Annotated in this window: 3 protein-coding genes and 1 pseudogene; all 4 read right to left on the bottom strand. The window is 57.3% G+C overall.

Features of this window, described 5'->3' with window-relative positions; translation table 11 throughout:
* Positions 1-233: pseudogene (locus tag BMZ91_RS17760) on the bottom strand (IS256 family transposase); the annotation flags it as partial.
* Between the two features lie 306 nt (positions 234-539).
* Entirely contained in the window at positions 540-5,516 is a 4,977-nt protein-coding gene (locus BMZ91_RS17755) for a hypothetical protein (protein ID WP_092841708.1), read from the bottom strand.
* Positions 5,513-10,513 carry an AAA domain-containing protein gene (locus BMZ91_RS17750; RefSeq protein ID WP_092841706.1) on the bottom strand — a complete coding sequence of 1,667 codons (5,001 nt, stop codon included), beginning with the start codon at positions 10,511-10,513 and terminating at the stop codon, positions 5,513-5,515. The genes BMZ91_RS17755 and BMZ91_RS17750 overlap by 4 nt, the downstream gene beginning before the upstream one ends.
* Positions 10,514-11,461, bottom strand: a complete 948-nt coding sequence (locus tag BMZ91_RS17745) for a pentapeptide repeat-containing protein (protein ID WP_177193907.1) — start codon at positions 11,459-11,461, stop codon at positions 10,514-10,516.
* Positions 11,462-11,478: the final 17 nt, after the last annotated feature.

Genomic DNA, 11,478 nt, shown 5'->3' with positions numbered 1-11,478 from the left:
TCCAGAGCGCCAATCCCTGTCTGGATCTGCCGTTCAGGGCCAAATCCGTGCCGCACAATCCGCTGGCGGCCATCCTCCAGCTGCTCTTCAGCAAAACTGGCGACAAACGCATCAGCTTCGGCTTTCAGCGCTTCCGCCAACATCCGGCGCGCGCCTTCACGGGCAAGCTCTGTCAGCGGATCCAAGATCGTTTCTGATTGGCGAAAAGGCAGGATAGTTGTATCTTCATTCATGGCGTATCGCTCCTCGTGAGGTTCTGGCTGGCTTGATCACCTGCCACGATACGCCGCCCTTCAAATCACGCCATCACCCAAATTCCCGCATAGCTCTGAGTTCGCTGCCACCTAGCTCGATGTCTGAAAGGTTGCATTTCGTGACCTGCATGCTAACGCCAGAGCCAGCGAAAATGGTCATGACACCAAATGGCGGAGCGATAGATATCAACCAACCAATGCAATACGAAAACCAGACTGTGTTGGAAGAGCCCGTCGAAAAATGAGTTCCGCTAATGGCAGAGAATTCGTTCTTCATTTGGCACGCTAGTTAAGAGTGCATGCCTCAAAAACTCTCGCTCCTTTGGTGCTTTGGAAACATTTTGCCAAAACCGAACCCAGTCTGGCTTCGTCTTTGCCAGCGCACGTTTGCGACGCCGCATGCCAGTATGACAAAATGCTGCACAGGCCGACCAGCGCGTTTATATTGGGGCTCGTTTCCTGTGACGGGTTTCTTTGATAGCATAGAGAACATCCAAAGCGGGCCGCGGCGTCGAGAACAGCTTTTGCTGCGCTTTCCATTGAATCGTGGGATCCGAATTCCTGCGACCAATTGGGTTCGGTAACCTTTTGACTGGCAGAATAAAGCTTGGAAAAACTCAATCGCTTGTCGATCCGGTCCAGGAGAAACTCCCGCCGCTTCGCTTCGTCCAATTCAAGGGCTTGAACGATGTCTTCCATCGTGACGGTGATGGCCTCGGGTGCCACGTATCGGCGGCTCAGAAAGGGAACCACGGCAAGATCGACGCTGCCTTCACCTGGGTTGTGCAGTATTGCCGGGGCTTCGTCATCATCCATGCTTCGTTTGCATGCGACCATGGGTTCATGGACCAGACCGAGATGTTGCTGAACAGCCCTAGCCATATCGGCCGGACCATCGCGTCCGAACCACCCGGCGACCAGACGGGCAAAGGTTTCCGCGTCGCTCGGCGTAATGACAGCTGCTGCCGTAAGAACTGGCAGAAATGCGTCCTTGATGGAAACGAAGGTTCTGTCGTCAAGCAGGGTTTGCAAGCTGAAATCGATATCCTCTCCCTTGATTTTCGCCCTTAGCAATTGGTTGAAGAGATCGAGAGAAGCTGTATTCGGGGGCCAGGGCGGCACCGTGGTCCAGCCCAGATCGATCAGGGCGCGAACCGCACTGAAGTCGCGCTGGTCAAAAAGCCGCTCGGCCGCCGACTTGAAGGCCCCGGGTAGATGAGCGATTTCCCGGTTAAGTGTCTCTTTCAGCTCTTCCCGCTTTTTCGTCACCTCTTGCTGAATTTCTTTGAAATACACCCGCAGCGTTTCCGCACCCTCGAAATTGATTTCATCGTCATTGACTTCCTGACGCAGCATGGCCGCGTTTTCCTGGTTTTCCGCAGACAGATACCCGCCCAGCTCTGCCAGGGATCGCTCGAGCGCATCCAGATCGGTCACCAGGCGCTTCTTCTCGTTCCGCACGGTCTGCACGAGTTTTCGCAAAAGATGCCCGGCCTCTTCGCTGTCCATATTCGATGGCGGATGGTCCAGCATTCGCTTGCAGCGCATGTAGCGGAATTCGGCAAGCTGCGCTTCAAAGCATTCGTCGATTGGCAATGGCGTCTGCGGCCATTCTTGCGAAAGGAGTGCCTGCATGAATTTGACCCAGTTCACCGTTCCCTCGCTGAAAACGGAGCTGTCGAATGCCGTCGGGTAGCGCCAATAGGAGGATTCGTCAGCAAGGGGCGCGTCTCGTCCCACCAGGACGCTCAACCGGGAATGCAATACCCGCTGCAGGCAGACAGCGTTGGTTTGCGCTTTCGGGTCGAACGCATCGAGCCAGGCAATTGCCACTGAATACAATTCCCCGTCTGTGGGCGACTGGCCTTCCTCTGCGGTTTCCATCCAGCTGCGCGCCCATTGCCAGGATTCAGCTAGAAGCAGCGTCCAGTCATTCGCCATGGCATTGCGCCGCCTGCCCACAAGTTCCGGGTCCGGTCTTCGGGCGCGGTTGGCGGCGTCGAACTGTAGAACCTTTTCCCGCCCGGTTTCGGTGGCCGCGCCCTTGCTGCGCAGGGCACTGGCAGGATTCTTAACCGACGCCCGCAAAATCCGGTCGAAAGCGGCTGCCTTTTGGCGTTGTGTCAAACTGGTGTTGCTCAGTGTGCCGCGAAGCTTGAAGAATTCCGAAGCCTCGTCTTCCCAGAAAGCAAGGTCGCGTATATGCGCGGCGCTACCTGTGCCGTAATCCTTTCGGGTGATCCGCGCAAAGAGCTTGGCGAGCTTTTCGTAGTCTTCCTGCCGCGTATCCGTTTCCGCGGTTCTTGCCTTGTCCGCCAGTTTCGCAAAGTCGGGCAAATCGTTTTCTCCCGCCCGCGCGCGCTTGGTCAGAACCTTCAGGATCGCATCCAGGCCGGTTGGCGTTTCATCAGATCGGTCTTGGATCGTTTCGGCAGAAGCCTGGACAAGCGCGTTGGTGACCCAGGTCGGCTTTTTCAGCCAAGCGAGAACCATAAGCGCAGACATTTCCTTTTGCCGTGCGTGCGCCAGATAATCCGCGGGTTTCTGTGGGAACGAGTTGCCTTCTTCTTTCAGGTACCTGATGACCGCTTCGCGCAGGGGCGGCAGGTGCATTGGGTGGTCATTTTCGGCGTAGTCCGCGAAACCGGCCAACGCGGCAAGATCGCCTTCCGCCTCGGCCTTTCGGAACAGCGATCGCAAGGCGGCGTTGCCTTCGGGTGTTTCCGGTCCAGGGGCCCGGGCCAGCCGTTTGGCTATCGCCCGCTGGAACTGCGGGTCGGCGATCGCATCGGCGATTTCCTGAAGCGTCGCGGCATCGAAGCCGTCCGCTTCGCCGGCCAGCACCGAAACGCCAATATCAGAGCAGTGCCGGTCACGTGTTTCTTCGTTCCACCGTAGATAGAGTTTGCGGCCCTTGGTGCTTGTCGTTGTGGGCGTATTAGGTGTCTCGGAAAGCACGATTTCAAGGCCGGGCACATGGGCGGCAACTTGTTGAGTAGCGGACGCAGCGTGGCCTTGCCCGCGCAACAGAATGGCAACGTGAAGCGTCGATCCTTGGGCTGCGCTGCCTCGCCTATGCCCGACGATGCCACCCGACGCGATGAGGGTCTCCTCGGGGGTCACAACAAAGGACAACCCGGTCGTGCTGTTCAGTTCGTGCTGTGTTGGATAGAACAGCTTCAAGCGTCCGCCAGACATTTCGGCGAGTTTCTCGAGCTGGTTCAGGTGGGATTGGTATTGTCGTTCATCTGCTTTGGTCGAATCCATCATGACAAGGTTCACCCGGTTCTGAGGCGAGTGTTCCAGGAACGATGAAAGAGCGTCTGGGAACATCGGGTCAATTGTAGGGTGAAACTCGAAAAACTCGGGACGATTGCGCAGTCGTTGCGGTCCTACCGAGATACAAACGGTGACGGTGCTGTCGATTTCGGCGGACAAGATCAGGTTTCGTGCCGTCATGAAGATGTCGGCATCAAAGATCGGCCGCGCGACCAGCGGGCCGGAGCGTCTGAACTCCGAGAGTCTCTCAAGCGCGGCCCCAAGGCTTTCGGAGTAGAGTTTTTGCGTTTGAACCTGCGCCAGGAGACTTGATTCATCGTCAAGCGACACTGTGGTGCCTTCTCCTGCCACCGCGCCGTTGTCGACCGAGAGGGTTTCGGCCAGCTCGTCTGAGATTGCCTGCAAAAGGTCGAGTCTTTTCTGGACCGGTGACACGGTTTTTCGACGCACCGGCCCATCGCCCAAAAGGCGACCCATGGCAAAGGTGGCGCTCAAACGATCGGCCGTCGCACGGGCCAAAGGATGGTAACCCGGGCGATCAGACCCTGGTTGCGGTTCGACCAGGAGACCCGTTGCCTGATCGACCGTATCACCCAGGAGAGACGCGCTTGCCAATAGCAGCCATTGATCGTCGAGCATGGCCAGTGACGCCCCTGTATGCTTGGCCCGGTTGCCCGTTCCGAAATGCCAGAACCGTCTGGTGGTCATTGCGCTGGCGCCGGAAGAACTGGCATCGATTGGCCGGCTGACCGTGTCGATTATCCGACGTGCGCGATCCTTGCGGTTTGAAGCCTGGGTATCTTCCCTGTGGCCGAACGCCACCCATTGAAGAAAGGCTTGCTGAATTCTCGGCTGTGATCCGGACAAGCCTGAAACCAGCGATTTCAGGAGATCGTTCTTTTGGGGATGTTCCAACTGGAAGGTCGAACGGGAGGCCAGGATCAGCCGCTTTCCTTTCCCCTTGAGAAGGGATGTGAACCTGTTGGTGACAGCACCCTTGGGGATATAGGTCACTTTCACGGGGGCGTTTTCGTGCTCACGCTCGATCGAGATGAGTTCGTCCAGCCCGGCCTTGGCGGATGCCCAAACGGTTTTGAACTCGTCCGGGAAACGCATCGGGTCTTCGGCGATCACGGCCAATCGCGCCTGTTGCCTGCGCAGCTTCGACATCGGATCGCGGGCCTCGGACAGTTGGCTTCCCGTGCGACTGGCCTTGCGAACAAGGTTGGCGTACAACATCTCGCCGGGCGCTGCAGGTTCCTTGGGAAGGTATTCACCGATTTTTTCGAGGACCGAGTTGAGATGGGCGTTCTGCGCCGATGGCGTGAACACCAACTGATCATCCAGGGCCCGCCTAACCCTGAAATACCCGCGAAAATAGGCCACGTTGTCCAGGGTCAGCGTGTGGTTGGGCGTGTCGGGCGCAAGCTTGGAATTCGACCACGTTTCACGGGCTTCGCGAAACGCCGGAACGGTATTCAATGCGCGAAGGAGTTCGTGTTCGGGCAGGGTTTCAAAGCCGTTCAGCGGAAACGGGTACGGGTTGAAGGGGTCATCTGGGTTCGTTGGCAGGACAGAGTAGTCGATCCTGGGTTCTTCGGCATCGATACTGAACGGATTTATCACCTGCCCCTGTAAAAGGTCGAATCCCAACCGGAACTTGATCGGCTCACTCGGGGCGCCCAGATTCTGAAAATCGTTGTCTTGATGCTGCTTTGCGCGATCGTCCAGGATGATACGACTGGGCGATCGCGTCATCTGCACCAGGGCCCGACGCCACAATCCATTCAGCAGGTTGGCTGTCGCGAGTTTTCCCAGATGCAGTGCATCATCGAAGGCGCGGATGCTTACGCCTTCGGGCTCATGTGCGGCGATGAAACCGAGCATTGCTCTTTCGATCTCGCTCGGGGTGTCGTCGCCGAAAGGGTACACCTGTACGTCAAACGGAATATAGGGCAGGCAGACAAAGATTGCTTCAGTCATTGTTCCATCACTTTGCCGGCCGGGATGATCTGTCCGACATCGTGGATGCTTGCGATCATCTTGCCCCAAAACCCGTGTGTCGTTCGGATCTGGTCCATCATGTCGCGTCGGGGATCCCCGGCCGGATAGTAGGAGTTATGGGTTTCTGCCCATGCCCGAACCCATTTGTCCAACAACTGGAAATGGTCCAGGTTGCCGACAATGACGATCTGGGTTCGCGCCCTGGACAGCATCACGTTTATGCGCTCTGGCTCGATCAGAAAGCCGAAATTGCGCCGCAAGGCGCGTTCCCAGTCAAAGGGGCTGGCATCTCTTGGGTCCGGTTGATCGCCGGCAACTTCGCTGGCGCGCACCAGAGAAACCACAACCAGTTCCGCTTCGGAACCCTGTGACGCGTCGATCGAGGTGACGATTTGGTCCAGGCGATGTCTGATTCGGGTTTCCCGGCCGTTTACGACGCGTCCGCCGATTTCAACGGCGCAGTTGTCACGCAGCTGTTCCCGGATTGCCTCCAACTGCCTGCGATAAGGGGACAGGAACAGGGCGCGTTCTCGCAGCGCGTTGTCTTTTCGGTCGTCCATGTCCAACCCGGCCCGTTCAATCAGGCGGGCAATCACTTTCGCTTCGCCGAGGTTGTACAGCTGTTTGTTCCCGTCGTCGCGTTCGACGAATTCGCCCTTTTCTGTATCGCTGGTGTCGATCCAGGTGATTGCCTTGTCGGCCACACCGATACGTTGCAGTTTCAAGGGCGGCGGGTGCTGGGTCTCGTCCCAGACCCCGTTCTTGATCTCATTGTCATAGAAGGTCTGGCTGACAAGTCTGCCAATGTCTTCGTGCGACCGGAATTGGATATCCAGCGTGTCGATGACCTTGTCATTCTCTTTCTTCCATCTCCCGTCCTTTTTCAGCGCCTTTCGTTGCTCGAACATGCGTTTGAATGGGCTGAACCACTCCATTTTTCTTTCCAGATCCCTGCTCATTTCCGAAAAGGAAATGTCTTCAGCCCCGGTCGAAAGTCTTTCTTCTTCGTTGGTTTTGCGCGCCATCTTCGCAAGTGAAATGAGTTTCTGGGCTTCAAAGGCGGGCAGCTGCTTGTGGTCGCCGATGAGAATCTGGCGCGGTGCCTGGACCAATGGGATCATCAGGTCAGAGGCACTGGCTTTTGCTGCTTCTTCGACAATCGCCACATCGAAGGAAAACCTGGGGTCGCCGTCCCTGCGAACCTTGGTCAGATGGCGGCGTGAAGCCGAAGTGGTGCAAAAAACAAGAGACACGCTGGCGCGAAGACGCTGGTCGATTTCCGAAAAGGCCGTGGCCTTTAGTCCGGCAATCCTTTGCCATGCAACGCCGACTGCGTCGATGTCTGCCGACTGTGCCGAGAGCCAGGCGTTGTTGCTCATCTCGTTTGCGCGGCGGAAAACGACGTCGTCCAGATCATATTCGCGTGCCTTGGGAGACAAACGCTCAGGTCTGTGCACGGGCACGACCCTGGCGATCACGGGGGGGTTTTCCTCTTCCTCCAGTCTCTTGACGACTTTCTCCAGAACCACATCGACAGCTGCATGTGATTGAGACGTGATCAGTAGCCGGGACAGCGGGGCAAGCTCGAGGCTAAGCCTCACATATGCTTCCAGGGCCGTCGTCTTGCCGGTTCCGGGTGGGCCCTGCAGTGCGAAAAACGGCTCGGCATTGAGCATGTTCTCGACGATTTCAGCTGAACGCCCCTGAGGCAGGTCATTCTTCAAACGATCTTTGAGAACGCGCGAAATGATCATCCGCGGGTGCGGTGCGGCCAGTTGCGGGAACAGTCTTTCTGACAGGAGCACGTCTCTGGTGACCGCGGATTTTGTGTTCCGTTCACCGCGAAGCTTCATCGCATCGGAGAACACCATCTTTCCACACCCGAAAAGGCGTGGGTGGGATTTAACGATAAGGCGCCCGTGGCCGAGCGTGGAGATCGTCAGGGGGATCCTGGTACCGCTTTTCTTGTCTTTGGTCTCGTCGAACTCGGGGATGAAATAGGCTTGGCCGGAAGTGTCGCCGTCGCCTTCGAGCCAGGTTTCGATCGTTCTCGAGAAAAACGCCTGCTGCGAGGGTGCCCCAGAATCGCGAAAAACCAAGTTCAGGTATCGATCATTCTCCCGTTCACGAGAAAATTGGGTTGCATTGAGATCCAAGGTAACTTCGCCGTGGTCGCGGGATATGACCTCGACGGGAAAGCTGAGTTCTTCGATCGTGGCTTGAACTGTGTTGGCGAATGTCCAGGACGCATGGGCTTTGGAACGTTCATTGATGACATCCGACTGTCGGTTTGCAGCCTGCACCATGGGCGTCCATGGCTTGAAAGAACCAGCGCTCCGACGGCTTTTCAGGTCTTTGAATTCCTCTTCGCTTTCGCCCAGAATCTTGACCCGGGTGTTCGGAAAGCGCACGTTGTTTCGGGCCAACAATACCTCGCCAAAGGCGCTGCGACGCACAAAACGACGCACGGAAAGGGCCCAGTCGAAGGTGGCGGGCTCGCGGCCGCGCGGCTTGTCCCGGAAAAAGGTGCAGAAGGCCGCAAGCGATTTGCCCAGCACCACGATGTTTGCGTCCTTTTCTTTGCCTGTCTGGTGCCTTTCGTGGACAAAGCGGCTGTAGCCGTCAGCGTCAAATACGATATGGGTTGCCGAGCTGAAATGGGTTGTGACCAGGTCACGGGCCCAGTCCTTTGCATCCCCGGAATTAGGGTCCGATACCGAAGGGATCAGGTGGGATTTTTGAAGTTCGCGCGCCGTGTCCGCCTCGTGGAACGTGATCAGAAACTCTTTCTTTTCGTCGATGCGTGCTTGCGCTTGCAGTGCGGCCTGAAGGTCGCTCAATACGCGCGCAAATCTTCGCGACGACGGTCGTTTTCTGGCGTCGCTCGCCAGGCCCTCGATCAGGATTGATCGCAAATCGAAGGGCAATGCGTCATTCTCCGAGATATCCTGGCGATACTGTTCCAGCAGTGCCTCGAACTCATGCAGTTGCTCTTCGGGCTTCGTTGCATCGAGCAGTCTTGCAAGGTTGTTGTCGTTCGGGCGACCGTGCGACATCAGGCTGAAGACCATCGCCAGGCCAAACACATCGGACATCGCCAGCGGAACAGTGTTTGGAACCGCCGGGTCGGTCTCGGCATTCGACCAAAATTCCGGCGGGCTGCAAACGCGGTCAAGGCGCGCGCGCATTACCTCGGACATTCCCTCTGCCAAATGTTCATCCAACGGCAAGGTGACATCACCGAACGAATGGATGTACTGGGCGAACTCGAAACCGGTCAGAAGGAACTTTTGCATCCTTGTGCCGGTGGCATCGTCAACTGCGTCGTCCTTCAGGATATTGGACAGGATAAGCCGGCGGTGAAAGATCCCGAGAGTGTGCAGTTTGTCGAGTGCCTGAGCTAGGGGCAAAAGCTCATCGATCAACTTCATTATCGGTGCGTTTTCCGCTTCGCTTTGGAAAGCGGCGGCGAGCTTTTGCGGCGGCAGGATGTCATCATCCGTCAATGCCGTGCCGTTGACGCGCATCAAGATGAACCCGACCTCTTCCTCTCCGAGGTCGATCATGTCGAGGCGTCCCCCGGTATCAAATCGAGGCAACCCGGGTTGTTTCTGATCGGACAGTTGCCGAAGCAGGAACAGCTCCACTTCAAGAAGATCACCGGAGCCCTTTGGAAGGTTGGGGAACACCTTGATCATGAACTTTTCCTTGGCAACCTCGTGCGCCATATCCTCCATTGGTTTCTCGCGCTCGAGGTGGAAAATGTAGTGGCGGTCACGAACCACGCAGCGTTCGTTCTTTCGATCCAAAGTCGCGTTCAACGCAACGCCTGCCTCGCTCTGGCAGAATTCCCTATGAATGGCCTTGCGCAGCCTTTGGCGCGTAGGATCACTGCTTTTCGCGTCCTCGGCTTCTTCACGTTCCAGTTTTCTTGCCAACTCGTCCAGATCGGCGGCTTTGGCTTCCAGAGCATTCAGGTCGGTTGCCTGGTAGAAAAAAGCCGACAACCGGCCAGGTGACGTTTCAGGAGTGCTGGTCCAGCCGTGGTCTTCAGCAAGGAAGGCCTTTTTCGGCGGTAAAGGTGCTTTGCGTTTCCCTCTGTCCCGCTTCAACTCTTGCAGAATCTGGACCAGATCGCGCACATGCACGGCCTGGTCTGCCGTATGTGGTGTCCTTTTGATTTCGCCGAGAATGGTGTTTTCGAACTCCGGGTCATCCGATAAATCCAGGAACAGATCCTGTTTCAAATCATCGTAGTCCTGGTCTGTTCCCATGGTCGAGAACCGGTCCAGCGCCATGCGAATAACGGCGATATTGCCACTGGCATCCTTGATCAGTTTCCGGCAGACCTTTTTCTTGAAGGTGGCTCCGCCCAAGGCATCTTGCACGAACGCGACATCGTTTTTGTCCAGAAGGCGAAACCGGTGCTCAACCGCTTGACTGAGCCCAGAAACCAAAAAGCGTTCCTTCAGGCTTCGAAGCGACAAGATGGATGTTGTCAGAATGTCAAATGCAGGTGCTGCCCCCTGAGAATGAGCCTTGAGCCTGTCGAGCAGTGGCAGGCGAGCTTCGGATGTGACCAACAACGTGTCGATCCCGTCGAGCAAGACCAGCGGACGCGTGCCCTGTGCGGCAAGGGTGTGCGCAGCTGCCTCCAGGCAGACCCAGGCCATCGTGACCTGGTCGCCGATCCTTTCCTGCTCAAAAAGCCGTTCCGCTTCTGCAACTTCGATGCCATGTTCTGTCAAGGCGCGCTGAAGAACGGTTTGAAAGATCGTACCCGGGGTATTCTCGGACGTCTGCGCAAAATCAAGGAGCAGAATAGCGCGGTTTCCGGCCGTCCGGCTGGCAAGCCACCGGCAGAACGTGCTTTTCCCTTGGCCGGGCGGAGCCGACAGATGGGACCAGCCAAAAGGTTCTGCGACCTCGGTTTCCAGGTTCAGCCAATCCGGATGCGGTTGCACGTCAATTGCCATTCAACTGAAGCCCTGTTCTTGAGGTGAAAAAACGCGCACAACACGCAACCCCCAATCCGTTCCCCGGTCCTGTTCCTGCACCGTCCAGTGGCTGTTGCGCGTACATCGCCCTGGTGGGTATTTGTGTGATCCGCCGACAAGTTGCCAGGCCGCCTTCGGCCGTCTTGCGATTTGCCGCAGATTGCCCACCAGATCGATCAACCCCGTTTGCGAAGCCCTGGAGCTTTTGCCATGTAGCGGGTCGTCATAGGCGGCGGGGCTGTCACGCTTGCCGGTGATCTTGTCCGGTTGTCCGGCTTCCCGCGTCGTCAACTCGTCATAGAGCGTGCGGTCCATGACTTCATATTGCCCACCCGTGCGAAGCGACAGCCATTTCACATAATCCTTGGCCTGCTGCAAAGATCCGACACACCACGCATTGGTGCGACCGCTGGTCAAAGGGACGCGACGGGTCCGGTCATACTGCGACCATTCCCACTCATCCTGGCGCACGCACGTGACGGCAACCGCCAGCCGTCCGTCGCGCCACGCCTCTACCTGATCGGAACGGGTTGGTGCAGAGGTGTCCTGAAGGGGCGGCAACATAACCAGTTCGGGCGCATAGGCGCGCTCGCTCATCCGTCGCCCCGGTTCGGGGTGGGGCACGAAATCGGGGAGCAGCGGAATCCGGTCCAGTTCTTCGACAACATGTGCCGCCCAGTCTTCAGCCGCCAGTAGCTGACAGCGGTCGATCAGAGCAAAATCGAAACGCGCCCCCTTGATCCGGGCGCCGTGAAAGGTGCTGCCCGCCAAATCGGCCCCGGTGAAATCGGTGCCGCGCCAAGATTGACCATCGAAACACACATTGGCCAGCCATTCGTGGCGAAACAGGGTCGAAAGGATATCCCGGTCCTTGCCCAGAACCTCGACGACGTCATTGCTTTCGGCCGCCGCGATCAAATCTTGCAACTCTTGGCGCTCCTTGG

Origin of the sequence: Roseovarius lutimaris, from assembly GCF_900115165.1 — a bacterium.
GTDB lineage: Bacteria > Pseudomonadota > Alphaproteobacteria > Rhodobacterales > Rhodobacteraceae > Roseovarius > Roseovarius lutimaris.
Note: the sequence above shows the minus strand (reverse complement) of the source record. Positions and strands in the feature narration are given on the sequence as shown.